This window comes from Metabacillus sp. Hm71, assembly GCF_051842955.2.
GTDB lineage: Bacteria > Bacillota > Bacilli > Bacillales > Bacillaceae > Metabacillus.
In genome coordinates, this window is record NZ_CM200278.1 from 5639002 (window position 1) to 5663339 (window position 24338).

The window sequence follows — 24338 nt, forward strand, 5'->3', positions numbered from 1 at the left end:
GGGAAGAAGTCAGTCCCTGAGCATTTTAATGTAATAAACAAGAATTAGCTACAATGACGATAGATTAGATAATTAACCATGTATAGAGGGGGAAAAGAAGAACCTCATTTAGACACATCACGGTAAACCGTATCACAAATAGTGGTAAAGCGAAGAGTAGAAATCAGCATGAATAAGGAACTAATTCGAAAACCGGGTTAACCGAGGAAATTTCCCTTAATTTTTTTTTGCTTTTCTGTCACAAATCACATCCCTTGCCCGTCATACAGGTAAAATTTGAAAGGGATGATGAGCAATGCAAAAGGTTGATGTGGTCGTGGTTGGTGGAGGTATTGCGGGTTTAACCGCTGCAATTTACGCAGCCATAGCCGGGAAACAAACGGTGGTCATTGAAAAACAGAATCGCTTAGGCGGCCGAGCCATTTCCAATAAGAAAAAAGGGGCTTACTTCAATCTGGGCGCGCATTCCTTGTATAAGGGAGATGCGTACGCGACTTTCCGGGAATTGGGGCTGACCTTGCAAGGAAAGCGGCCTACATCGTTCGCTTATGGCGTTTGGAAAGGGAAATTGAAAACCTTGCCTTCGGATATGAAATCCTTGTTTACGACCCCGCTGTTGTCTTGGAAAGGAAAGATGGAGTTTGCTTCCTGTCTTATGAAACTTTCAAAAGCGGATACTCGTCAATTTGACCGGATCAGTATCCGCGAATGGGTAGAAGGGAATTTGCGAGATCCTATGGCGCGCAATATCTTTTATTCGTTACTTCGTGCCGCCAGTTATGTGGTCGGGCCGGATTTGCCAGCCGCCGGTCCTGTATTGAAACAGCTGCAGAATGCCCTTAAAGGCGCGTTGTACCTGGATCGTGGCTGGGGCGAATTGATCGAGGAATTGCGGAAAAAGGCATCCGACCTGGGAGTGCGGTTATTAACAAATACCAAAGTCTCGTCCATCGATACCCGTGACGGGATCGTGCGGCAGGTTCTCTGTAAAGACGGAACGAAAATCGATACGCATTATGTTATCCTTGCTACGGCGCCTTCTATTGCAAATCAGCTCGTGCCTTTTGCAGAGGTAACCGCCCTTCATACCTGGAAAGAGCAAGCGATTGAGATCACAGCGGCTTGCCTGGATGTGGCCTTGAAACGACTTCCCAAGCCTAAACAACAATTTGCTTACGGGATTGATCAGACCGTGCTTCTTAGCAATCATTCGCGTGCGGCTTATCTAAGCGACGATGGCGCGCAAGTCATATCGCTCATTAAGTACCAAGGGAAAGAACCGGACCCGGATAAAGATTTGCAAGAACTGGAAGGCGTGCTGGATTTGATGCAGCCGGGATGGCGGGAAGAATTGATTGTCAAGCAATACCTTCCTAAAATGACGGTTTGTCACGACTTTATGCATATGAAACGTCATGAGAATCCCGGACCCGCTGTCCCTGAAATACAAGGATTATATGTAGCAGGAGAATGGGCGTCGCACGGTGAAGTATTGGTTGATGCCGCGACGGCAAGTGCCAAAAGAGCTATACAACACATGCTCTCCCTTGAGGGTAAGGAGAGGAATGCCTTTTATGAGCACAGAGGAATTATATAAACGTTATAAAACGGAGCTGTTTTCGTTAGCCTATCGAATGCTCGGCAGCGTCATGGATGCGGAAGATATCGTACAAGATGCTTTTTTGAGCTATGACGGACTGTCTGACGTCGGGACAATCCGAAACGAAAGGGCATTTTTATATAAAATCGTAACGAATCGTTGTCTTGATCTTTTGCGCTCGTCGGCCAAAAAACGGGAAATGTACGTCGGTCCATGGCTTCCGGAGCCCCTGATTGAAAGAGGGGCTTCGGACGACGATCCATCCAATAGGTATTTGCGGTCGGAGTCGATTTCTACGGCTTATCTTCTGCTTCTGCAGCAATTGAGTGCAACTGAAAGGGCGGTTTTTCTTCTTCGAGAGATTTTTCATTATTCTTTTGAAGAGATTGCCGACATAGTCGGGAAAAGCAGTACGAATTGCCGGCAAATTTTCCACCGCTCTAAAAAAAGCATCTTTTTCGACCCGGACCAACAACCGTCGGTTTCTATTGCGGAGGAGAAGATTAAAGAGTTTGTGAATTCGCTGTTGCAAGGAAATACGACAAAGCTTCTTGAACTGGTTAGTGAAAATGTTGTGTTATACTCGGACGGCGGAGGCAAAGTAAGAGCGGCGCAAGTGCCTGTTGTCGGGTTTGAGCAAGTGCTGAGATTACATCAAAATGTGTTGAACATGCATGCAGGTAAATTTACGTACTCGTTCCTCATGGTAAATGGGCTCCCCGGAATCCGCCTTCGTTTGGATGAAGGGATTCAATATGTTTATTCTTTTGCTTATCGAGATCATAAGATCGAAGCGATCTATACTGTCGCAAATCCGGAAAAGTTAAGACATCTATAGAATCACTACTTAAAAGGGCTCGAGGAAGAGTAAACACTAGGATCTATTCCTGCAAAGGCAACTAACTTTTTAGGGTGATTAAACCGATCTATCTCTCCAATTTCGGAAATGATTGTTGCCGCAATCTTTTCTCCGATACCAGGGATAGTCTGGATAATCTTATATTCTTCAATTTCTTTTGCGAGGGCATCTATTTCTGCTTCTAGTTGTGATAGATGCTCTTGATATTGAAGAACGATGGTAATTAACATCTTTAGGTTATATCTTTAGGTTATAAATGTGGCTTTCATACAAGTTGTTTTGAAATGGATTTCGTAATGCTGCTTCAATAAGCTTTTGTGCTTTTTCTTTTGCCCACTTTTCTGAACGTCTGGTACATAACGATACAATCCTGTCAGTTAATACGGATTCGGTAGTACTTAGTACATGTTCAGAAGTAGGAAATAAGGAAAGAGTCTGTAAAGAGACTTTCGAATATAAATTACCGAAGACACCTCTATCTTCAGGGAATACTTGATCTAGCACTGTTAGAAGCTGTACCTTAGTTTGTGTAGAGATTCCTGAAATTGTCTCTTGTTGCCTTGTAAGATTACGAAGGTTTAAGAGTTGAATACCTCTTTTCTTATATGGCTCAATTTCTTCTTTATAGAATAGTTCGCAAAGTAGATAGGCGTCTACAGCGTCTGTTTTTACCTTTCTTAGACTTGCACTCCTTGCTCGATGAGAGATAAGGGGATTCACAATAATATAAACATAATGCTGTTCCTCCAAAAATTGAATAACAGGAGAGTGGTAATGTCCTGTTGATTCTAAGATAACCGAAGGTTGCTTACCATCAGCTACTCTTTCAATCTCTTTTAAGAATCCTAATAAATGCTCAAAGCCCTCCACAGTATACAGTATGTTTGATACTAAAACTTTTACGAAACGGTTGACCCTTATCCAAGAATGCTTGTACTTGACTTTCCCCTCTAGATACATCCAGACCTACTACTGGATTCATCATCATCTTCTCCTTAGAAATTAAGATTAGTCGGTTGTCCCTAGAGCTGCTTGTACTGTCATAGGTTCGCTTGTTAAACGGGATCTTTTCCCAACCAGCCTGAAACATGCTTATACAAGTAGGGAGTGAACAGTTTTGCGGACGGGATCATGTCCCACGGGCGCTACGTTCTACTCCGACTACCGCTATAATAAAACCAAATAAAAAAAGTTCAACCAGTAAAAACTGGTTAAACTAATATTACGGGCGCGATTGTTGCATAACCTTTAAATTTAAACGATTTTATAGTTGTATTTTTGGTATAGAAAAAGTGTTTTACATGAAAATTAAACAACTTTATTGTCGCCGATCACAAAAAGTTTTCCTAAACAATAAAAGGACTCTAAAATGTATTAGAGTCCCTTTGTTCATTCATTATGCTTTGTGTACGTTCGTTGCTTGTGGTCCACGTTGACCTTGCTCAACATCAAAAGTCACTTTTTGACCTTCGTCTAAAGATTTAAATCCTTCGCCTTGGATAGCTGAGAAATGAACGAATACATCGCTGCCGCCTTCAACTTCGATAAATCCGAACCCTTTTTCTGCATTAAACCATTTTACTGTACCTTGTTGCATGTTTTTTGCCTCCTGCGTGGAATATACCCACTGTTTAATACTATCCTTGCTCAATTAGATATCAAAGGCGAAAAGTTTAAATACTTATCTTTCCTTACAGACCGAACAAAAATAATTCATCTTAATGATAACAGATAATTTTTGGAAAAGCAAATGGTTATATAATTGAAATGTTAAATACTTTGGCCACTCCAAAAGAGGTACATCATGTCACTGCTGGAAATTGCCGCTTAGAATATCTACGTTTCAAATAAAGTATATCTCTGAGAATCATACGATAAAACATGAAAATTGCTGTTTTCATGGTTTATCTGCCTGTAGTGAAGTGATATTCAGGAAGTGCGATTCATTATTTTTCTTTTGCAATTTCTTTTCTATTAGGAGCAAGTGGTGGTTGTTCTAACCATTTATTTTGCACCATAAGATTAAACCATTGTTTTGTTACCATTAGATTTTTTAGAATGACGCTTTCATAAGTCGCTACAAGGTCTGTTCGCATGGCTGATGCTAGACCAGTCCCGTGATAGTTTTGTGCTGCTTGATACAAGAAACCAATATGATACAACATTAACTTATCCGAAAAAGGAGATTCCGTTGAAGTTGTCACTTCTGTTTCCCAAGACCTTGGAATTGGCAAGTTATCGTCGTGCATGATTTTTGAAAGGGCTTGTATTTGACTATCTGAGGTTTTCTCGGAATCCTCTAAAAATTTTCTTACTTCTTTTGTTTGAGCGACCTGGCTAAATCCGATAGAAAGAGTTTTAGCCATAATACTTTTTTTTAGGTTTAAAGAAATACTTATGATTTCTGTTGCAGATAACCGCCTCCCTTTTCCAAAAATTCCATCCGTGAAATCTTTGCTAGTAATAAATTCAGGGTTCTTGGCAGGATAAAATAATGGGTCTCTCTGAAAATTCCCTTTCTCAAGCAGTAAATCAATGGTTTGATGGTACATTCTTTTTGCATCATTAACACTTGAGTCGTAGTAAAAACGTAAATCCTCCCTGACAGAGACGCCTAATGCAGTGGTATGTCCCAGCAAGCCATGCAGAGTCATAATATGTAAATAATTCAAGCAAAATATGTCAGAAAACAATTTCCTTGCACCTTTATTAAGGTCAGATTCAGTAAATCCAATTGGTACTGGAAATCCCTCATTCTCCATAAAAGCTACGATTTGTTTCTTTTGTTTTTCAAAGGTCTTGATCGCATCCTCGAAAATAGTTTTGATTGACTCATCCTCAATTATAGAGAACATATATCTATTTACTACATCTGTCATTGTTCCGTTTATATATTCTCCCCACAGTGTTCCTATTTCGGAAGATGTGAGTTTTAATTTATTCTTATCCATACCTATCACCTCTTGGTTAGTATTTACCAATTCATCAATCGTTATGATTTCCTTTTTAACGGCTGCTTTCAAAAAGGAATAAGGACTTAGCCATCCGAAATCAATGGTTTTTGATATTCAACTATCGAAGAAAATTGAATAATTATCAAGATAATATTCACATTGAAGGAAATAATAAATGCAAATAGGAGGTGTTAGGTTGACGAATATTATCGATGGCATGGACGCTGCAAGATTTCAATCAGCAAATTCAGCTGATAGGAAGCTTAAGGAGAAGAAAGGAAAAGAAGAAAAGGAAATGCCTATGGTTTTAAGAAACCTTAAAAATGGATCCTGAAATAAGAATTGATTTTGTTATCAAAGGTTTCGATGACAACATCATTGATTAAATATGCTGGTGGGGTTATACTCCTTCCGTATAAAAGGAGATCGTCATCCTCTTGGAAACAAGACAGAGCATGATCTCCTTTTACTACGCTATTCAAATAAAATGCTAACAGATTGCTCATTATGAATACGGTTAATTGCCTTGCTATAAGCGGAGCTACAGATAAAGTGGTGATTTTAGGAATCTGTTTTTCTTCTGGTAGATCAATCGTATTTGTGATAACCAGCTCTTTGATGGCTGACGATTCAATCCTATTTATAGCTGCGCCTGAAAGGACGGGATGGGTACAGCAGGCATAAACCTCTCTTACTCCATTCTTTATCAATGCATTCGCAGCCAATGTTATAGTGCCTGCCGTATCAATCAAATCGTCAATGATAATCGCATTTCTTCTGCTGATGTCGAACTTCTTCCCATTTCACAGCCTAAGAGAGTCACAATTTGATAGGCAAGCTTTTGATTCGAGTTCAGGGTGAAAAGTTTACATTTCCCATTTAATTAATTTTAGAACTCCAAACTATCTAACAATTAACTAGCGGGAATAATAAGAATAAGGGGAAAATCCAATTAAAAAAGGTATTTTTTTACATAATTGGACTTGTTATTTTTAATTTTATTGCCTTTAAAACGAATAAATACCTAATGAAGCCCTTTTTAAAGTGCCGATAACATCAATTATGAAGACAAAAGTGGAAAATCTTATGAATATAGTGATTGAAGATTTTGAATAATGATCAAAGTTTTAGATGAAAATAAGCCTTTCATGTAGTTTTAATAATTTACGGAATTGATGTAAAGGAATGGGAAAATGTTTATTCCAGAGGAAGCTGCGAAAAAAATAGATGATGTCTATAAGATGTTAGTTTTTGCTGATCAAAAAGATCATGAAATTTGGTTTGAATATGTGTTTCTATCCTGGCAATGGTGGTTTTGTGTCACACTTACAGTTATCCCTTGGGTTTTATGGTGGAAATTTAGAAAAAAAGAGAGCACAAGTCGTTTATTATACGGGGCATTTTTTATCATAATCTTTTCGATGTTCTTAGATTCGTTTGGAGCAGAATTAAATCTTTGGGATTATAGATTTGAACCTATTCCGTTCTTGCCGTCTTTCTTACCTTGGGATTTAAGCCTTCTCCCAGTGGTTTTTCTTGTTCTTATGCAGATAAAACGAAATACTTCTTCTATTTTAAAGGGCCTTTTCTATTCAATGTTTTGTGCATTTATAGGAGAACCTTTATTTGAATGGTTAGGATTTTATAAATTAATAAACTGGAATCACCTTTTTTCACTCCCTATTTATTTTTTTCTCTTTCTAATTGGATACTCCTTAGTAACAAGCGGGAATTTTGCAGAGCTAAGAAAGTGAAATTTTGAGATGGACATGATACTGTAGTGCATGCTTGTTAAAAGATGCAATCGCTCGACTGAAGAAGCAATCTATTGAGGATTTTTAGTTTATGAAGCTGACATTCATTAGCTTGTGTTAACAGATTAACTGTTTGTTTGACACAGGGATAAACCATGAAAATATATTGCTTTCATGGTTTATCCCTCTGTAGTGAAATGGTTTAATTTTAGTAATACTAAAGGAAATGAAAGTTAATCAATTTTCTGTTCCTGCCGCACGTATTTAGCTACTCTTTGTAATTTATCTAAATTCACCTTACGATCCCATACTTTTCTTGCATTTTCAGTCATATAAGGGTACAAATATTGATCTACGACCACCTGATAATCCAGGTCTCAAGAAGATTATACGTACGAATTTTTATTTTTTTGTTATCGAAGGTTTCAATGACTAGATCATTGATCAAATTTAGTGGATTTCTCACTAAATCGATATTACGGATATTCTTAATATATACGGTACCTTTTTTCGATTTTATCGTACCGTTCTCTCCTTGAACAATTGTTAGCAGGATCTTTCCTGGAATAAAACCTGGAAGTGCCCAGAGAGTTAAATATAGAAAAATAGGGAAAAAAATGATGCCTCCAAACATATAAAACAACGAATATTTCGATTCAAATGAAAGGCCTTCAAAAATTAAGAATAAACAGGCTGCTAAACCACCTAAAACAAATAATGCCATCCATACGTACATGAACTTTGAGCCTTTGATTTTAATCAAATTTTCTTCTGCTTTTATATTGACCAAACTTTTTCCTCCTAAGTAGGTAACCATACATAAAGAAACAGTGATTTTTCGACATTGTGTAGCATTATTTACATAGAAGAAGTAAGCTTAATCAACTTTCTGCTCCTGCCGTTCATATTTTACTTCCTTTAACAATAAATCTAAGTTAACCTTGCGATCCCATACTTTTCTTGCATTTTCTGTCATATAAGGATACATATATTTATCAACCATCACCTCATAATCTAGGTCGTCAAGGAGATTATAAGTACGAATTTTTACTTTTTTGTTATCGAAGGTTTCAATGACAATATCATTGATCAAATTTAGTGGATTTCTTATTAAATTGATATTCCGGATATTCTTAATTAAAACTGACCCTTTTTTCGATTTTATCGTGCAGGTCTCACCTTGGACTATCGTTAATAGTATCTTCCCTGGGATAAGGGCAGGTAAGTGCCAGAGAGTGATATAAACGAAAAAAGGCATACACATAATACCGCCGCCAAGATAAAACAATGAATATTTTGAATCAAATTTCAAACCGTGTGTAATTAAGAATATACATGCAGCTATTCCTCCAATTAAAGAAAGGAATATCCACCCGTACATGAACTTTGAACCTTTTATTTTTATTTCTTCATTATCTTTCTTAACATTTAACAAACTGTGCACCTCCTTAAGCTGATAAAATCTTGTTCGTTGATAAAAGCTTTTTAATAGATGCCTCATTTACTTTTTGAAAATTTAGGTCAAGGCTGTTGTCTCTTGTAGCTAGCCAACATTCAGTTTTTCCTGGAATAATAAAATAAAGATCCATTACATCTGGATTATTATCTGAGTTATACTTTAAGCTTAATAAACTATCCATTTTCCCGTTTCTATTAGAAAGGTCACTTAAAAACTCTAGAATACTATTAGAATACCCCTTTTTGCTTATCCATTTCTGAATAATTGATTCCTGTAAAGTATGAGATTGACTTACATCTTCTAATAGTTCTTCAAATTCTTCACTTTTTAACTGGAGAATGACTTCACCTTGCTCTTCTAAGGCATGGAAATTAAAAAACCTTCTTATAACTGAAATAATTTCTTCTTCCGGCAGCTTAGAAATAGAATGAACTTGATGATCATACAAAAGTTTATGTAAATAGATCTCTCCATTTTTAAAATGGAAGGAGATACTTTCTTCTCCATTTAAGTCAGACTGATGTTTCGAAGCCTTAACAGTACTTTCTGCATTATTTAATGTTTGAATATAGGAAGCAAATTCATCTTTTAATTTATATTGGTTATCAACTTCCTTTATCATATCTTTCGCTAACAAGGAGCGAGAGGCAATTTCCAGCATTAATTTTAACTCCGCATCCTGAAGCGTTGGAAAATAGGCTTCTTTAATCGATATTCCTTGTTCAAATAAACCTTCACTATAAAAGGAAAAAAGTAATTCCTCAATACTTAATTGAATCGTATTCATATGGCCTCCTTAAAAAAATGACAATTTATCCTCGAGAAAATCTTTTGCTCCATCGACAAGAGAGCTCGCAGTTTCTTTTGCTTTTGAACCAATTTCTTTCACCTTCCCTACTGGGTCAGCAATTGTCTCCTTAATTTGCTCATTTACAAAATCAACACCTTTATTTACACCTTCAACAACTTTCCCGGCTTTTTCGAGACCGCCTTTAAAAAACTCAACCCCAGCGTGTATAGGTTCTTTAAAAGCTATAGCCGCTTTCTCCGCTATTCCTGCAGTAAGTTTGGCAGCTTGCTCTCCAACAATTCCTCCTACGAAAGAACCAGCAGTAGCTCCTACTACAGTACCTACTGGCCCAGCCCAACTTAATAATGCCCCTCCTACTACAGCACCTGCAATGGAACCTCCTGTAATTGCAACAGTATTATTCACTGCATTCCCTACCGCTTTTGCATTTTCGCGTTTTAAGACCTCTGGATTATTTCCATATTTCGCATAGTTTTCAGAAATTTTTAGACTCATTCCGCCTGCTTCCATTATTCCTGTTACTGCTAATGTACTAACGGCATTTGTTCTTGCGAATTTTGCTCCAGTTTGAACAAATGATTTAAATTTTGTAGAATCTAAAGTATTATTTAGAACCCCTCTATATAAAGCTCTTGAACTATCTGTATACTTAGTTACATCGTCTGGTAAATATTTTGCAATTTTTTTATGCACCAAATCTGCAAATGGCACATCTTTATATTTTTTCAATAAAAAGCTTGGACTTAGTAATCCTCTGCCCACAGTTTTATACTTGGAATTGTCAATCAAATCCGATAATTGATTGAGTGCCCCCATATGCTTATATGTAAATAACCCATCCGCATTCTTTGTAAATTGTGTGAAACCGAGTCCGTAAAATGTCAGTTGTTTTGTAGCTAAAGCACCCATCGCAGTGAGTGCGCCATATTGATCATACAGTTTATAAAGTTTTCCAACTAAGTTATCAGCATCTGAAAATTTATTTGCCGTCATTCGCAGGTCAATCTCCATTTCACTCAGAAGATCAACTAATTGATTTCCCGTTCCCCAAGGATCCCCTACTTGATAAAAACAATGACTATATTCTGCTGGAGCACTGCTAATTAGGTTGTAAAGCTCTAAATGTAGATCCTTGTATTCCGCTTCAATTTTTGACAATTTCGAGACAAGCTCATTTGCTAAATCTTCTAAACGATCTGGATTTACTGATATTTTATTCCCCATTCTATCACTCTCTTTTTCGTTTTCTTTTAGCTTTTTAACATTTCTAATATTTCATTTATGTAATACTAGTAAAAAAGTGATGTCCTAATATAACAATCTGTAGAGGCAGTAGAAAAAAGTCTACACACCCAGGTAAGACACAACCATCTTTTACTGGCTTTTTTTCGTTGTTATTTTCATAGTTCGACTTATCATTACTCATTTATTTCCTCCTAGTTTTATCTATTGGTCAAATTACTTGATGTACCAAAACACCTAATTGAATAATCAAAACAAAAAAATCACTGCAACCTGGAAGTAAACTACCGTCTTTAGAGTCCTTATTCTTATCCGGGAGAATCCAGCCTTCCTCCTCCAAACTTTTACGATCCCTGTTTTTCGGTTTCATTTCTACTCATCCTTCATACAAGCAAGCCGCTCTAATTCTTTTTGTCTTTCAATCTCTTCTCTTACTCTGTCAACATCATTTGCTGCGCTTTCTAATTCTCTGCTGATTTGATAAAGATTGTCTGAGTGTCGTTGATATAAGATCGCAGCTTCATCAAGCATCGAATCAAATTTTTTCCGGGCTTCACCTGACCATGTTGCTGTATTTGTATGTATACTTTGCATTAATTTTGCTTCATCGACTTTTAACTCCTCAGAAGATTCCTGAAACACTTTTGCTAAGGCTCTAACTTTATCCGAATTCATCTTTTCACCCCGTACTTTTGCTCTAATCCTCAAATACCATTCTAATACAATAATTTCCTATTATAGATAAGTAAATGTTACTATAATTAAAATGCCACTTCCATAAGTCTCCAGTATTGAAATTAATAATGAATATAGGAAAAATGTCTTTATTTTAGTTACAGACACAGCTTTTTCTGTCTAGTTAAGTAGTAGCTATTCGCAGTATATCGCCTTTGTCAAAGCCATTGCAGTTAAAATATTTCAGCCAATTGATAAACGTGATTCAATCGATGACTGTATCAATGACGTGTTATTAGAAGTTTGGAAAAACAGCCATAAAGCGTTATTCCATTAAATAGGATAAAAATAGAAAATGAGCACTTTCCTTGTGAAGGATCGTGCCCAAATATACTAATCATTTAATCCCTTTCCAGCCAGAATTTTCTCCATACTTTTTTCAATCCTTGACTCACGGGTTTTGGCTTGTTTAGCTTGAGAAAAATGAAGAATGTATGCTCTTTGCCGTCCCGGGGTCAATGCTTCAAATGCCGTTTTCAAAGCTGGGAGTTCATCGAATTTAGTTTGAAGTTCTTCAGGAATGTTTAATTCTGTATTCTTTTTAAACTCCACTTCCAAACCAGCTTTTTCAACTTCAATGGCTTCCTTAATATACTCTTTCAAGATGGATTCCATTTCAACAATTTCTTGAATATTGGTGAAGCGAATCTGGCGCGCCGCCTGGACATTCTCCGTTTGTTGGATGAGAATCCCATGGGGATCCTTTAGCAAGGCACCTTTGTGAAATAAAAGTGCACAATAATCTTTAAATCCATGTATTAGTACGATGTTTTTATTCTCATACATGTAACAAGGATGCATCCACTTAATATCTTCGTCCAGCTCACAGTCAAGAACGATATTTCGCAGCGTCTCAAATTCTTCCTGCCACTTTTTCGCTTTCTTAATAAATCCATCAACCTTACGATTCCTTCTACTATCTGTCATTAGAACACCTCTCTCCAATTATTCAATGAGCTGATGTATGTTCATATTGATATTCTCTACATTCACAAAAATTTAGTTTTCATAGCAAACGGCTCAGTCCTAAACTGGTCCGTTTGCTTATCCTGCTTCGATAGCGGATCTAAAACCAGGTTCAGAGGTTCTTACAATTCCCCTAACACTTTTTTTAGTTCGTCAACCATATTCGCCCAACCATATTTTGCACCATTGAATGCTTGATCTTCTTTTTCGAATCCAGTATGTTCAAGATGCAAGTAGGTTATTCCATCCTCGTGCTTCAATGTCCATGTGACGATCGTGTCTATCGGACCGCCTACCCACGTGTAAGATAATTTATTTGGCTCATCTACAACTAATACTTCACTATCTACAATTAAATTCCATTGCGGATTTCGGAATTGACATTTATGTCCCACGATTGGTTTAAAATCATTTTCCATGACCCATTTTGCAAGCGTATCCGAATCTGTTAATGCGTTCCACACCTTATTAATTGAGCTTATAAACTGAAAATCCAATGAAAATTCGGCCATTATTTATTCCTCCTCTAATAAAATTTTTAAAAGTGCCACTCTTTCCTTCCAAAATTTCTCGTAAAAAGATACCCAATCTTTCACTTCCTGCAAGGGAGCCGCAATTAATCGATACCTTGTTTCCCTGCCAACTTTACGGTCAGCAACTAAACCAGCTTCTTTAAGGACAGCCAAATGTTTAGAAACAGCGGTACGACCCATTTGAAATTGCGCCGTTAATTCATGAAGCGGCATCTCCTCAACATCTGCTAACAGACGAATTAGTCTGCGCCTGGTTGGATCTGCAATCGCGTCAAACACGTCCCGTGATTTGTTATGCTCACTCACAACACTCCCTCCAACTATTATTTACTGTAGTAGAGATCTATTGATGGTACGAAGGGATCCAAATGGCTAATTACTAATCTGACACCATTCAGTGTCATTTTTATAATACGACACCTAATAGTGTCCTGTCAATATTTGTTTTTCACAAAATAGCATGAGGTATATTCACGCCAAGTATACCTCTTAAACAACTTTTCGGACTTCCTTATAGAATGTTATGCAAGAATATAGCCAAAACAAAAAGACGCGTTATTCGATAAACGCGCCACATTATGAAATATTGAAATCTGTAAAAGGCCCACATGCTGATTGAACTACGCTGCAGCTAGATATAAAACTAAGTTGAAATTTTATACTTCTGCTTCCCATTTTAAAAAGCCGAAGCAAAAAAGTGGAATGTTCGGATACTTGAAGCAGCACAAACCTTCCAGTTATTAGTGGTGCCTTCGTATCCGACCTCAATATCATCCCATGTCTATAGACGGCTGCACCCTGTATAGACTTTCTTGTTTGGAAAATAGGTCATCCTCTCGGCCCTCCGCCACCATACTCGTTATGTAGAGATCTTTCATTTTTTCATACCTGTAATCATATGTACTGATTAAACGACCTGCCTTGTTGATGCGGTCCTCTAGCACCTTCCAACTAATATTCACTTTTAGCCGCTGACCGTTTGAAAAAAGGATAATCGAGTTCTCTCGATTTGGGAACGTTTTTTTTACATGCCGAAAGGCGATCCATGGGCAATCCTCTTTCATAGGTGAGGATAACGGGATCATGCAGTGTTTGAAGGTTAAACTAATCATGATAGGCAGATTCCTTTGTCTCTTAAGAATCTTTCGCGCTGAATTAATTCTCCCATTAAAATCACTGCCATAAAAGATACAGCTTTCCTTTACAATAGCGAGCGTACTTTGCTCCACCTCTTTTGCTCCATATTGTCCCAAAATTGTACAATGAGGGTTTCCTGTACCTAATTCATATTTAGGGATCAGGGCCATCGTTGCTTCCGTAATAATGACTTCACTATTTTCTACATTTACAATATAATCCTTGCTCATGTTCTTGCTCCTTTCAACGTTTAATAAAACTTTTCATTTCAAAAGGAGTCAGATATAATACCAATATAGTTGGTATTTATCCAGCTACCCGAGTCCTTAAGCACAGCACCGTCGAAAGTCTTGTGACCGCTTATTCCTCCACATCATACATAGAACCGTTTTTCCTTTTGTTTTTCCCTCACCCCTTCTGGTGCGACTTCTTGCTTTGGAATAGACTGCTTTACCTTTCCACCGAAAATACAAAAGCCATGATACTTACAAGTGCCATAAAAATAGTGATTAATAGTTTACTAGCTGCTCGTTTAGTGCTTCGCGCATAATTTAGACAGTATAAAAGAATCACCCCTCAATTGATACTTTTGAACTAAATTAATCATATTGCAAAATGTTTAAATTTTCAATTATTAGTAAATTATTCCCTTAAATATTTGTTCTGATGACAGATGATTGTGCAATTTATAATAAAATGAGAAATGACTGATTTAATTCGCCAATTCCGCCAATTCCGACGTAACATTTGCCAACTATGCAAAGATCATGGTGTTTAAACCAACGTTTTATTCCTATTCTTCTCATATACCTTATGTCGGTTTTTCCTCCTATTCTGTTTTAAATACCTGCACATAAAAGAAGGCTTCTCGTTAAAAATGGCGGGCGGCTAATTGTATCAACATAGGCTTGGTCCCCTAAAATAAACCGTTATCATGATGAGAAAATAATATGAATGTAAAAAACGTAAATGGTTTCTTGCAAACGAATGAATTTTTTAATTCAACGTATAGATTTTATGTATTTTTTGTAAATTTATAGGCCTTAAGGACTTAGTTCGTTTATCATAGGATTGTAAGATCATTTTAGGAGGAGGAATAGGAATGGACAGAAAAGAACTATATTCTTCATTGAATTTTGTTGCGCGGGAGGTCACACAATTTGTCAATGAGCATGGGGATGAAGTCGAATTGGAAACGGTCCAGTATTCTGATCACTACCGTGCCGTGGCCACAATTTGTCAAGAGGAAGAGCCTTTTAAGGATTTTTATGCAGAGGGTATTGGCGCTCTTAGTGAAAAGGAAGCGGTAAGCCAGGCATTGGAGGAGCTGTATAGGCAGGCTTATTACATAAACTAATGATATGATTCTATTGCACAATTCGAAAGAAAAAGAGAAGGAGAACAGGCTGAAATAAATAGCTTCTCCTTCTCTGCTTCGCATATTATAAAAGATTGACAGTTTTAACATTGAACCTGCAATAAATCCTTGTTGTCTCCTATTGTGATGACAAAATATCATTCAACACATCATAAGCAGGTTTCGGTTCATAATTGCGATCAAAGATAAGTGGATAATCATCTGTTTCGGTTTGTTTTGGGATCCAGCTATGTTTGTCCGTAAAGCCCCACATCACCAATGCCTTGCAATTATTGGCAGATAAACAAGCGGAAAGGATGTCCCCATATATGTCCGATTGCTTCTCTAGCTTTTCTTCGAACGTCAGCTCGGTTCTATTCTGCAATTTTATATCCAATTCCGTTATATGTACCTGCAGGTTTGATTTAGCTAATCGGTTCATGTTTTCTTTTATACTGTTAAAATCAAACTCATGATTGATCGTAGTGTGCATTTGAAAACCAACGCCATGGACAGGGACACCTTTGCTTTTAATATTTTTGATATGTTCATAGATAGCTGTCGATTTTTTATTTACTTCTTCGTTATCATAGTCGTTATAGAACAGCAAAGCATCAGGATCTGCTTCATGCGCCCATTTAAATGCAAGTTTAATATATTCGGGGCCTAGTTTGCGCAGCCAAAAATTATCTCGATACTCTCCATCTTCTGTAAAAGCTTCGTTCACAACATCCCAGGCAAATACTTTTCCGCGATAATGAGTAACGACAGTTTTAATATGAGATTCAAGTATCTCACGGACTTCTTCTTTTGAATAATTTCCTTCTGTAAGCCATTTAGGAAGTGACCGATGGACCAATGTATGTCCTCTTATTTTTATGTTGTTTTCATTTGCAAATTCAACGATGGCATCTGCTTCTGTAAAATCATAGACGTACGGTTCTGGATGGATCGTACTAAACTTCATTTCATTTTCCACTGTCATGACATTAAATTCTTCTTTTATCTTTTCCTTATAGCCCTCTTCCTTCATTAATGGGTCATATCTTACGGCAGAACCGATTAAGAAATCACTTTTTTCCGCGTATTCTTTCAGTGGCTCTTCGTCAAATAAAAAGGTGAAAAAGAAAAAAGCAGCGATACCTATCAGGACGATAATGATCGGGTAATACCTCATTTCCCGCGACATCCAATACCTTTTTCGGAAATAACTTGTTCTTATGAGATTTCCCTCCTTTTAAAAACAACTTGCTTGTGAAGCGTCCAACTATTTTATAAACAAAGGAAAAAGCGCTTAGAGCGCTTCAAGATACAATTTTTTATAGAATTTAAGTTTAATTAGAAGGAGCATAACAAAGCTCTTCAATCTCATTCCAGTTCATAATGACTCGTACGATATCCTCTTCGATAAGCTCGCTGCCGCTTTGCACCTCAATCAGCTCTAAATCCGTCACTGCCTTAAGCGCATGATACTCACCTTTATTAATTTGGATGACATCATTTGGTCTGACCACGCTCATCTTGCCATTCAACACAAGGACACCTTCTCCTTTGACAATTGTCCATACTTCACTTCGTTGATGATGGAACTGATAGCTAAGATTTTTACCGGCTTTTACACCAATTCGCTTTGTCAGAACTTCGTTTCCTCCGTCAAACTTACTATGGTCAAGGACTTTATACCAGCCCCAGCGACGTTCTTCATACATCGGACGATCGACTAGATTGGATACCACTTCTTTCACGCGAGGGCTTGCGCTTTTTTCAGTAACCAGGATTCCATCAGGACTTGCCGCTACCACGACATTTGATAATCCCATGACCGCAACCGGAATATCCAATTCATTAATTAAATGCGTGTTTTCACATTCCTGGCTAATTTGGCCTTTTCCAATTAACCCAGCTGCCATTTCTTCTGTCAACGTATTCCATGTCCCTAAATCCTTCCAATATCCATCATAAGGAAGAACGACAATCTTCTCAGCCTTTTCTACAACCTCATAGTCAAAGCTGATCTTTGGCAATTCCCCATAGCTCGCCAACAATTCATCATAATTGGTTGGAAGACCTTTCTCTTTAAGAAGGTTGATGATATATTCCAATTTAAAAGCAAACACGCCGCAGTTCCAAAGGGCTCCATCTTCTATTAACTCTTTCGCATGGCTTTCTTTTGGCTTTTCGACAAAGCGATTGACAACTTGATAATCGCTCGATTTTGGATCAGGATCAGGAACAATGTACCCATATTTTTCAGATGGGAATGTCGGCTGAACCCCCATTAACGCAATGTTAGCATGGCTGGCTTTTAGTGCACCTTCCATATCAAGCATTCTTTCAAAAAACGAGGTTTCAACAAAAGGGTCAACAGGTAAAACCGATACGACTTCATCTAATGAAGCCTTTTTCACACTGTGCAAATAGGAAGCAGCAAGTACAATGGCTGGAAACGTATCTCTTCTCACAGGCTCAATCACTAAATCAGCCGAATTATTCAGCTGGCTTTGAATCATATCAACTTGGGATTTGCTCGTCGCAATAATCGTTGAATCTGCCAGACCAACTGTATTTAACTGCCCCCAAACTCTTTGCACCATTGATTCTAATTGCTGCTGTTCATTTTTCAATACCTTTAAAAATTGTTTGGACCTTGCATTATTTGAAAGCGGCCATAATCGGCTTCCGCTCCCGCCGGATAATAGAATCAATTTCATGCATATTCACCAACCTGTTTGATATAGTGTGCAATATCATTTAATAGATCACGCTTATTGCTGATATATTTATTAAACGTTTGTGTTTTCAAGCCTTCAATTTTATCGATGATATGTTCATCCTCTTTTAAAACGGTAAGGTAGCCTTTTTCCTCAAAGGTTAAGCAAATATCAAGCTGATGGTCATCAACATGCTCTTTAAATTTAGCTAAGCGCGGAACAGCTATAACCTTCTTTTGCGCTTCAAGCGATTTAATAATACTGGAAGTGCCGCCATGTGTAATCACAATGTCAGCCTCTTTGATGTAATTAACAAACAGCTCGCTGTCCATAAAGCTTTGGGAAAGAACCCCGCTCAGATCACATTTTGTGTAGCCATTTTGAATCACGATGTCGCCTTTATATGTTTTTCTAAGTTCCTTCACCTGATCAACAATCCGATTTAATGGAAATCTTTGCGTTCCTAATGTAATAAATATCAATATAATCTTCCTTTATAAACGGTATTTGGTATTTTATGTGATAGTTCATTCCACTGAACATAAAATCGATTGGCGAATTTGCTGCTGATTTTACCTGTTATCGTCAGATTGTTGATTTTGGCAAGACTCTCAATATAAATGACTTTCGTTCCGAATAATTTAGCCAGGACAATCACTGGCAATGTAGCACCTGCCCCTGTGCTTAGCAAAAAGTCAGGCTTTACTTTTCTTAAAACGTTAAAGGCTGTAAAAATGTTTTTGATAAACTTAAAGATAAAATACTTATCCTTGCGATCCTGTTGAACAAAATAAAACACATCTTTCACATTCAAGAATTTATTCTCAAAAGGGCTTTTCTCAATTAAGACGTAGCGCTCCGTCTCTTTTCCAACATTCAATTCGTTGACTAATACTTTTAATTGTTCCAAATGCCCGCCCGTAGAAGAGGTAAATAGAATTTTCATAGATTATATTCTCCTCTCAACTGTAATAATTTCACGTTCCACATATTGATTTTTTCTTGTCGAACTTCACTTAATTCTTTCGTCAGCTTATTATAATCGTCTAAATATTGCTTAATGCTGACACTCATTTGTTCAGGCTGGTTTTCCGTAAAGATAAAGCCATTTGGATACAGCTTTCTTAAGGTATTCGTATCAGATAAAATAACCGGTCTCCCAAAGGACAAGCTTTCCGTCGAGACACTTAATTGAATATTTTCATTCTTTGTTAAGCCCATTACGACATCAGCATGCAAAAACAAATATTTGTATTCCTCTGCGCTTATGAAGCCGGAGAATGTAATATTGTTTGGAATATCTGTATCACCTAATAGCTTGAAGGCTTTATTTTTATTCCCTGTTAAAATTAAATGAAGATCAGGGTTCTTTTTGGCTAATTCCACCAGTTCAAAAATTGGTTCATCCGGGTTGTATGAACAAGGAATCAGGACATTTGTTTTGCCTTCTTTCAAGAAATCCGAATGGTTTAAACCTAAAATTGTTGTCCGATGCTTTTCTGCCGGCGGATCAGGCAGCACTTCGATTAACTTCGTCGTTAGCTTGCCTGAACTCGTGATTTCCTTGAAATAATCCTCGTTATGCACAATGATCAGATCTGAATATTTATTCATGATCTTCCAGATAAAAGGCAGCTTCCCCCAGCTCCCCCTTGTTGCGCCATTATGCATATCAAGAATGATTTTCGCTCTTTTATTAAACATCTTAATAAAAGGAAGCAGATAGATAATTAAATTAGGAGGAAGCTGGATAATAAACGTGTCAGATTTGGATTTCAACATAATCTTCAAGGACGTGATAAGACTAGACATATACCGAACAAGTATTGATTGATCCGAATGTATATAATGGATATTACAATCTAGATAGCTTGCTAATCGTTCCGCTCTAGATTGATATTTTCCCCATATGATAAACTCCATATTAGATGCTCCTTAATTTTTTTATTGTTCTCGACACCAAGAGTGAAAATCTTATTAAAATAAATAGTTCAACGATATAGAAAGAAACAATGGCGCCTAGTACGCCCCATAAATAAATAAATAGGAAGCCGATGATGATCGAAATAATGGCTGCGTATCGTTGAATAATTGATTTTTGCTCAACTGTATCTTCATTGATTAATAAGGATCCAAATCCATTGATTAAAATTCGGATTGGAACAAAAAAGATCATGATGGAAAAATAAATACTTGCGTCTAGCAAATCATCCCCATATGCCAGCTGAATAATCTCCTGCCCAAAATAACTAATCAGTGAAATTGGGATGATCGATAACAGAGCTAACATGATCGTCGTTTTTCTGAACGCCGCAAAATAATCATAGCGATAGTTTTGATGAATCTTTGGAAGCATATAGGTTTGAAAATAAAGCAGCAGAAAAACACTTGCCACATTCATGAAATTAAACACCGCTGAATAATAGGCTGCTTCTGTATCCATTTGCAAAAGACCGAAAAGGATAATATTCACCTGAAAATAAATTTGATAATAGATGCTCGCCCCTGCGTATGGCACCGTAAATGTAAAAGCAGATTTTACATCGGTAATAACCGAATCCTGGTAGTTGTTCTTTTTTTGCTTCAGATCCCTAAATGAAACAATCGAAATATAAATCGAAAGAAGCGATAAAGCACCAGCTAAAATTAAAAAATCCAGTCCTTTAAAAGGTAAGAAGATTAAGAGAACAGCTGCCAACAATCTCGCAAACTGCTGATAAAATCGTAATAAGCTCAAAGAGACCATTTGATCATTGATCTGAAAAACAGCTTCTGTAACAGGCGTAAAGATCCTTGTTACCAATAAAACAATCGAAAAGATTAAGAGAATAAAGGTTACATCATCGACAACAGTAAAAAAGAATAGACTAAATATACAGATCGAAAGCAAGCTTGTGATCATCAGCAACGTAAAAATAGGCTTGATCGATTGTGTAAGATTAAATTTGTTATAGATCCTAAGAAGATTGGGACCAATCCCGAACGAACCGATCGTTCCGAAAATAATAATCGCGGTTAAAATGACATTTAAGGTCCCAAACTCCTCAACCGTTACGTTCTTTGCCAGAATGACCTGATAGAAAAACCCTGATAGTACTGACAATAGCTGAAATAAATAGAGAAAAATCAGCTTCATGAAAATAACACTACTTTGACATGCTGACTGCGAACTTCATCGACATAATACTTAATCTTCGGTGAGTAATTTAGGGCTTCACATGGAAGATTTGCTTCTTCCGCAATGACCGCAACATGCAATCTTGATGTAAAAACAAAGCTTGATTCACAAATGACCTTCATCTTTTCAATGATGTCCGTACTCTTGTTGTAGACGACATCCAAGTCCGTTTTTTTCACCAGCAAATCATAAAGGGTTTGATTAATGCCGGCGTCAAAATAGGAATCGACATCAAACATCACGATTTTCTTCAAGCCTTTTTCATTCGCTAGCTTTAAAATGTAATCAACCACATAATTGGGGTCATTCCATTCCTTGCAGTCATACCTTTTTAAATCTCTCCATCCCAATGCTAAATACGGCTCCTTGCGATTCGTCTCGAATTTTTCCTTTGCGATAATGTCCCCGATCGATTTAATCGCTAAGTCATCTTCCTTCACAATTCGCTTCTTATCATTGGTGAATTTTTTGGCCCTGTTAAAGGATTGTTCATCTCTAACTGTGATTTCATCAGCAATCGATAATAATATTTTCGTTTTGAAAATCCGTGATTTACGCTTTAAATTTCCAATCCCAATTGCTTTATATTTCACCTTTTTCCCCAATAGCTTTGCCATGACCATGTATTTAAAAAAGCCGTCGCCATCCTCATCAGTAAAGCAGGTGCCCCCGCCAAAGATGACTTCCTTTGATTGCAAAATAAAGCGAAGTGCGAAGGTGATTTTGGCAAATTTCCCATCAGGCCATGTTAAAAACGTGATGTTCTTGTCTTGTCCTGGCAGGGGATTATCTTTAAATTGAATCACCGTTCTTTTTTCACTCGTATTAGTTTCCAATAACGTCTTCAGCATTAAATCATCGCCGAGATTTAACATGCCGTAATAGCCTAAGTATGTTTTACTCATTTTGCTCACCCTCATCGTATCTAAGCTGATACGCTAAAATTAATATGATTGTCATGAAATACATGTTCTGATTGTGGTACATCGCCCAGCCGAACATGCAATAAATAAAGGAAATGCCGATCGTCACGAACAGGGTAAATGCCAGCAATCGCTGCTTACCTAAGCGGATGCTATTAATCAAAATCGCTATGACATAAACAAAAAAGATCGCGATGCTTAAGAAATGCAGGATACCACCCTCAACAAGCATAAGCAGAAAGAAGTTATGCACTGGATGCTCATAGGCAAAACCTGTACCTCGTGAGGAGATCACATCAGTATAAGCATTTAAACCTGTACCAAAAATCATATTCTTGGCTGATTCACCGAAAATAGAGAGTGCCATCACATTTAAATCGCTTCGGTAAAAGATTTGGTAAATAAAATCGCTATTGAGAAACCGTTCAACAATCCCCAGCTTAGACAAGGCATAGAAAAAGATGCCAGAAACAGGGATGATAGAAAATAACACAATCAACACACTCGATTTTTTAAACCGTTTCTGTGAGATTACATGAAACAGCAACAACATTCCGATCGCAAAAAGTGTAATAAAGAGCGAGGTTCGCGATGCTGTAAGAATGATTAACACCATCGTTAAAAGGAATAAGATGAACCTCATTTTTTTAAACGCATATTTCCTGTCCGAAAGAAAGAAATACATCTGCAATGGAATGGTGAGCGAGAGAAACAGGCCCATAATCCCTGGATGGGAAAGAGTTCCGCTCACGCCTTTTTCAGACTCATCGATGAGAGATGTTGCCCGAAATGGCTCATAGCTTTCCCCTAAGATACGAAATCCTGCATAGCTGTCTGTTACAAACTGAATGAGACTGATGACCATTTCCACAGGGATGAGAACCATCAGCCCATAGATCATATAGGTCAAATTCAATGTCAGGCGGTTCCTTATCAGGATGAATGCCAAAAAGAATAAACAAATATACCGCAACAAAACATATAATGAAGCGAAGGTATTCTCGGATAAGAAGGTAGAGAGCAGTGCCGTCCCAAAGAAAAAGATCCATAAAACAGTCATCATAAATGAATCATTCTGTTTTTCGATTGTTGGCTTCTCCGGTTTGGCAAAATAAGTCCATGCAAGGATCGCAAAAATGATCAGCTGAAAGTGGTTAACCACAACAGCTGCTCGTAACCCTCCTACATGTGTGCCCCCAAAGCCAAGACCTTCTGCGATAATTGGATACTCGATATTAAAAGCGAGTGTCGCAAAAAGCAAACCGTATAGAAAGGTTTTCTTTTTCGACACTATAAAGACAAGTAACATCACTAAGGATACAACGCTTAGCATGAGAAAATATTTCTCTAGCTGCAGCTTATTAAGTACGACCACAAGTAAATAAATAACAGGTATGATCAATACATATAAGAAATTGTAAAGCTTGCGATTCGCATAAACATTCATCAATATGCATTTCCTTTTATTAATGTAATAACAGTCATAAAGACGATCTTAATATCAAAGAGAATAGATCTCTTTTTAATATAGGTAAGGTCTAATTCCACCATTTCCTCAAAACCAACGCTGTTTCTAACCGTAGCCTGCCATAAGCCTGTACAACCGGGCTTTACCAGCAGCCGTTGCTTGTGATAATCGTTATATTCTGCTACCTCTCTTGGCAGCGGGGGACGAGGCCCCACCAAGCTCATGCTGCCATTTAATACATTAAAAAATTGAGGCAATTCATCAATGGAGGTTTTCCTAATGATTTTCCCGACCTTTGTAATCCTAGGATCATCCTTCATCTTAAACATGGCGCCCTCTACTTCATTTTGTGCCAGCAGCTTTTCCAGCCGCGCTTCTGCATCATGCACCATCGAACGGAACTTGTACATTTTAAATTCCTTCCCATTAAGTCCTACTCTTGCTTGTGAAAAGAAGACCTTCCCTTTCGGATCTTCAAGCTTAATTAAGAGTGCGACGAGAAGAAACAGCGGAAGGCAAATGATAAGACCGATAACTGAACCGACGATATCAATCAATCTCTTCCATCTTTCATAGGATTGCGTGCTTGCTAATGTTTTTTTAATCGATGGATCAATATATGAAATAGCTGTTGCTGAAGACTCCCTCATT

26 protein-coding genes and 3 pseudogenes are annotated in these 24338 nt (G+C 37.4%); 5 read left to right on the plus strand and 24 right to left on the minus strand.

Annotation, left to right across the window (positions count from 1 at the left end):
- The first annotated feature begins 295 nt into the window (after positions 1–295).
- Both ACSVDH_RS27640 and sigJ read left to right on the plus strand, forming a co-directional pair.
- A complete protein-coding gene (locus ACSVDH_RS27640; RefSeq protein WP_439250736.1) occupies positions 296–1597 on the plus strand; it encodes a phytoene desaturase family protein in 1302 nt (433 codons plus the stop codon).
- The gene (sigJ, locus tag ACSVDH_RS27645; protein ID WP_439250737.1) at positions 1575–2438 is read left to right on the plus strand and encodes an RNA polymerase sigma factor SigJ; all 864 of its coding nucleotides are present in this window, start codon (positions 1575–1577) and stop codon (positions 2436–2438) included. Before ACSVDH_RS27640 ends, sigJ begins: the two co-directional genes overlap by 23 nt.
- Before the next feature lie 23 nt (positions 2439–2461).
- Here the strand turns inward: sigJ and ACSVDH_RS27650 are convergent.
- The 3 genes and pseudogenes from ACSVDH_RS27650 to ACSVDH_RS27660 form a co-directional block, all read right to left on the minus strand.
- A pseudogene (locus ACSVDH_RS27650) lies at positions 2462–3441 on the minus strand (IS110 family RNA-guided transposase); the annotation flags it as partial.
- A gap of 414 nt (positions 3442–3855) precedes the next feature.
- Complete coding sequence (locus ACSVDH_RS27655) at positions 3856–4056, minus strand: cold-shock protein (protein ID WP_046515012.1); 201 nt, start codon at positions 4054–4056, stop codon at positions 3856–3858.
- Positions 4057–4405: 349 nt separating this feature from the next.
- Complete coding sequence (locus tag ACSVDH_RS27660; protein WP_439250738.1) at positions 4406–5410, minus strand: DUF3231 family protein; 1005 nt, start codon at positions 5408–5410, stop codon at positions 4406–4408.
- Between the two features lie 199 nt (positions 5411–5609).
- Between ACSVDH_RS27660 and ACSVDH_RS27665 the strand changes: the two genes are divergently transcribed.
- Positions 5610–5747 carry a hypothetical protein gene (locus ACSVDH_RS27665; RefSeq protein ID WP_299093897.1) on the plus strand — a complete coding sequence of 46 codons (138 nt, stop codon included), beginning with the start codon at positions 5610–5612 and terminating at the stop codon, positions 5745–5747.
- Between the two features lie 140 nt (positions 5748–5887).
- Here the strand turns inward: ACSVDH_RS27665 and prs are convergent.
- Positions 5888–6183: pseudogene (gene prs, locus ACSVDH_RS27670) on the minus strand (ribose-phosphate diphosphokinase); the annotation flags it as partial.
- A 423-nt stretch (positions 6184–6606) separates the two neighbouring features.
- Between prs and ACSVDH_RS27675 the strand changes: the two are divergent.
- Positions 6607–7167: a CBO0543 family protein gene (locus tag ACSVDH_RS27675; protein WP_439250739.1), complete on the plus strand. Its 561-nt coding sequence runs from the start codon at positions 6607–6609 to the stop codon at positions 7165–7167.
- Between the two features lie 233 nt (positions 7168–7400).
- On the opposite strand, the pseudogene ACSVDH_RS27680 reads toward ACSVDH_RS27675, so the two are convergent.
- From ACSVDH_RS27680 to ACSVDH_RS27730, 11 genes and pseudogenes are all read right to left on the minus strand, one after another.
- Positions 7401–7984: pseudogene (locus ACSVDH_RS27680) on the minus strand (DUF5381 family protein).
- Positions 7985–8044: 60 nt separating this feature from the next.
- Positions 8045–8602, minus strand: coding sequence for a DUF5381 family protein (locus ACSVDH_RS27685; protein WP_439250743.1), 558 nt, complete (start codon positions 8600–8602; stop codon positions 8045–8047).
- 13 nt (positions 8603–8615) lie between these two features.
- Positions 8616–9413 (minus strand): YfjC family protein, encoded by a 798-nt coding sequence (locus ACSVDH_RS27690; protein WP_439250744.1) that lies wholly within the window; start codon positions 9411–9413, stop codon positions 8616–8618.
- Between the two features lie 9 nt (positions 9414–9422).
- Entirely contained in the window at positions 9423–10661 is a 1239-nt protein-coding gene (locus ACSVDH_RS27695; RefSeq protein ID WP_439250745.1) for a YfjB-related protein, read from the minus strand.
- Between the two features lie 55 nt (positions 10662–10716).
- Positions 10717–10863: a hypothetical protein gene (locus tag ACSVDH_RS27700; RefSeq protein ID WP_439250746.1), complete on the minus strand. Its 147-nt coding sequence runs from the start codon at positions 10861–10863 to the stop codon at positions 10717–10719.
- A gap of 27 nt (positions 10864–10890) precedes the next feature.
- Complete coding sequence (locus ACSVDH_RS27705; RefSeq protein WP_439250747.1) at positions 10891–11049, minus strand: hypothetical protein; 159 nt, start codon at positions 11047–11049, stop codon at positions 10891–10893.
- 2 nt (positions 11050–11051) lie between these two features.
- Complete coding sequence (locus tag ACSVDH_RS27710) at positions 11052–11354, minus strand: WXG100 family type VII secretion target (RefSeq protein ID WP_439250748.1); 303 nt, start codon at positions 11352–11354, stop codon at positions 11052–11054.
- Between the two features lie 393 nt (positions 11355–11747).
- Positions 11748–12341 (minus strand): YdeI/OmpD-associated family protein, encoded by a 594-nt coding sequence (locus ACSVDH_RS27715; protein ID WP_439250749.1) that lies wholly within the window; start codon positions 12339–12341, stop codon positions 11748–11750.
- 161 nt (positions 12342–12502) lie between these two features.
- On the minus strand, positions 12503–12892 hold the full coding sequence (locus ACSVDH_RS27720) for an SRPBCC family protein (RefSeq protein WP_439250751.1): 390 nt from the start codon (positions 12890–12892) through the stop codon (positions 12503–12505).
- Positions 12893–12895: 3 nt separating this feature from the next.
- Positions 12896–13219 carry an ArsR/SmtB family transcription factor gene (locus tag ACSVDH_RS27725; RefSeq protein ID WP_439250752.1) on the minus strand — a complete coding sequence of 108 codons (324 nt, stop codon included), beginning with the start codon at positions 13217–13219 and terminating at the stop codon, positions 12896–12898.
- 464 nt (positions 13220–13683) lie between these two features.
- Positions 13684–14280 carry a competence protein ComK gene (locus ACSVDH_RS27730; RefSeq protein ID WP_439250753.1) on the minus strand — a complete coding sequence of 199 codons (597 nt, stop codon included), beginning with the start codon at positions 14278–14280 and terminating at the stop codon, positions 13684–13686.
- An 872-nt stretch (positions 14281–15152) separates the two neighbouring features.
- On the opposite strand from ACSVDH_RS27730, the gene ACSVDH_RS27735 reads away from it, so the two are divergent.
- A complete protein-coding gene (locus ACSVDH_RS27735) occupies positions 15153–15407 on the plus strand; it encodes a hypothetical protein (RefSeq protein WP_439250755.1) in 255 nt (84 codons plus the stop codon).
- 139 nt (positions 15408–15546) lie between these two features.
- Here the strand turns inward: ACSVDH_RS27735 and ACSVDH_RS27740 are convergent, their stop codons facing one another.
- The 9 genes from ACSVDH_RS27740 to ACSVDH_RS27780 form a co-directional block, all read right to left on the minus strand.
- Positions 15547–16584, minus strand: a complete 1038-nt coding sequence (locus ACSVDH_RS27740; RefSeq protein ID WP_439250756.1) for an endo-1,4-beta-xylanase — start codon at positions 16582–16584, stop codon at positions 15547–15549.
- Positions 16585–16741: 157 nt separating this feature from the next.
- Positions 16742–18118 carry a sugar phosphate nucleotidyltransferase gene (locus ACSVDH_RS27745; protein ID WP_439250757.1) on the minus strand — a complete coding sequence of 459 codons (1377 nt, stop codon included), beginning with the start codon at positions 18116–18118 and terminating at the stop codon, positions 16742–16744.
- Positions 18115–18600 (minus strand): PssE/Cps14G family polysaccharide biosynthesis glycosyltransferase, encoded by a 486-nt coding sequence (gene pssE / locus ACSVDH_RS27750; protein ID WP_299094509.1) that lies wholly within the window; start codon positions 18598–18600, stop codon positions 18115–18117. Before pssE ends, ACSVDH_RS27745 begins: the two co-directional genes overlap by 4 nt.
- Positions 18597–19064 carry a PssD/Cps14F family polysaccharide biosynthesis glycosyltransferase gene (pssD, locus tag ACSVDH_RS27755; RefSeq protein ID WP_299094510.1) on the minus strand — a complete coding sequence of 156 codons (468 nt, stop codon included), beginning with the start codon at positions 19062–19064 and terminating at the stop codon, positions 18597–18599. The genes pssE and pssD overlap by 4 nt, the downstream gene beginning before the upstream one ends.
- Complete coding sequence (locus ACSVDH_RS27760) at positions 19061–20041, minus strand: glycosyltransferase (protein ID WP_439250758.1); 981 nt, start codon at positions 20039–20041, stop codon at positions 19061–19063. Before ACSVDH_RS27760 ends, pssD begins: the two co-directional genes overlap by 4 nt.
- 1 nt (position 20042) lies before the next feature.
- A complete protein-coding gene (locus ACSVDH_RS27765) occupies positions 20043–21254 on the minus strand; it encodes an oligosaccharide flippase family protein (protein ID WP_439250760.1) in 1212 nt (403 codons plus the stop codon).
- Positions 21251–22201 (minus strand): polysaccharide pyruvyl transferase family protein, encoded by a 951-nt coding sequence (locus ACSVDH_RS27770; protein ID WP_439250761.1) that lies wholly within the window; start codon positions 22199–22201, stop codon positions 21251–21253. The genes ACSVDH_RS27765 and ACSVDH_RS27770 overlap by 4 nt, the downstream gene beginning before the upstream one ends.
- Positions 22194–23666 (minus strand): O-antigen ligase family protein, encoded by a 1473-nt coding sequence (locus ACSVDH_RS27775; protein ID WP_439250763.1) that lies wholly within the window; start codon positions 23664–23666, stop codon positions 22194–22196. The genes ACSVDH_RS27770 and ACSVDH_RS27775 overlap by 8 nt, the downstream gene beginning before the upstream one ends.
- Complete coding sequence (locus tag ACSVDH_RS27780) at positions 23666–24337, minus strand: sugar transferase (RefSeq protein ID WP_299094515.1); 672 nt, start codon at positions 24335–24337, stop codon at positions 23666–23668. Before ACSVDH_RS27780 ends, ACSVDH_RS27775 begins: the two co-directional genes overlap by 1 nt.
- Position 24338: the final 1 nt, after the last annotated feature.

Coding starts and splice junctions, on each gene's coding strand:
- ACSVDH_RS27640 (WP_439250736.1), top strand. CDS start 296: ATGCAAAAGGTTGATGTGGTCGTGGTTGGTGGAGGTATTGCGGGTTTA.
- sigJ (WP_439250737.1), top strand. CDS start 1,575: ATGAGCACAGAGGAATTATATAAACGTTATAAAACGGAGCTGTTTTCG.
- ACSVDH_RS27655 (WP_046515012.1), bottom strand. CDS start 4,056: ATGCAACAAGGTACAGTAAAATGGTTTAATGCAGAAAAAGGGTTCGGA.
- ACSVDH_RS27660 (WP_439250738.1), bottom strand. CDS start 5,410: ATGGATAAGAATAAATTAAAACTCACATCTTCCGAAATAGGAACACTG.
- ACSVDH_RS27675 (WP_439250739.1), top strand. CDS start 6,607: ATGTTTATTCCAGAGGAAGCTGCGAAAAAAATAGATGATGTCTATAAG.
- ACSVDH_RS27690 (WP_439250744.1), bottom strand. CDS start 9,413: ATGAATACGATTCAATTAAGTATTGAGGAATTACTTTTTTCCTTTTAT.
- ACSVDH_RS27695 (WP_439250745.1), bottom strand. CDS start 10,661: ATGGGGAATAAAATATCAGTAAATCCAGATCGTTTAGAAGATTTAGCA.
- ACSVDH_RS27700 (WP_439250746.1), bottom strand. CDS start 10,863: ATGAGTAATGATAAGTCGAACTATGAAAATAACAACGAAAAAAAGCCA.
- ACSVDH_RS27705 (WP_439250747.1), bottom strand. CDS start 11,049: ATGAAACCGAAAAACAGGGATCGTAAAAGTTTGGAGGAGGAAGGCTGG.
- ACSVDH_RS27710 (WP_439250748.1), bottom strand. CDS start 11,354: ATGAATTCGGATAAAGTTAGAGCCTTAGCAAAAGTGTTTCAGGAATCT.
- ACSVDH_RS27715 (WP_439250749.1), bottom strand. CDS start 12,341: ATGACAGATAGTAGAAGGAATCGTAAGGTTGATGGATTTATTAAGAAA.
- ACSVDH_RS27720 (WP_439250751.1), bottom strand. CDS start 12,892: ATGGCCGAATTTTCATTGGATTTTCAGTTTATAAGCTCAATTAATAAG.
- ACSVDH_RS27730 (WP_439250753.1), bottom strand. CDS start 14,280: ATGAGCAAGGATTATATTGTAAATGTAGAAAATAGTGAAGTCATTATT.
- ACSVDH_RS27735 (WP_439250755.1), top strand. CDS start 15,153: ATGGACAGAAAAGAACTATATTCTTCATTGAATTTTGTTGCGCGGGAG.
- ACSVDH_RS27740 (WP_439250756.1), bottom strand. CDS start 16,584: ATGAGGTATTACCCGATCATTATCGTCCTGATAGGTATCGCTGCTTTT.
- ACSVDH_RS27745 (WP_439250757.1), bottom strand. CDS start 18,118: ATGAAATTGATTCTATTATCCGGCGGGAGCGGAAGCCGATTATGGCCG.
- pssD (WP_299094510.1), bottom strand. CDS start 19,064: ATGAAAATTCTATTTACCTCTTCTACGGGCGGGCATTTGGAACAATTA.
- ACSVDH_RS27760 (WP_439250758.1), bottom strand. CDS start 20,041: ATGGAGTTTATCATATGGGGAAAATATCAATCTAGAGCGGAACGATTA.
- ACSVDH_RS27765 (WP_439250760.1), bottom strand. CDS start 21,254: ATGAAGCTGATTTTTCTCTATTTATTTCAGCTATTGTCAGTACTATCA.
- ACSVDH_RS27770 (WP_439250761.1), bottom strand. CDS start 22,201: ATGAGTAAAACATACTTAGGCTATTACGGCATGTTAAATCTCGGCGAT.
- ACSVDH_RS27775 (WP_439250763.1), bottom strand. CDS start 23,666: ATGAATGTTTATGCGAATCGCAAGCTTTACAATTTCTTATATGTATTG.
- ACSVDH_RS27780 (WP_299094515.1), bottom strand. CDS start 24,337: ATGAGGGAGTCTTCAGCAACAGCTATTTCATATATTGATCCATCGATT.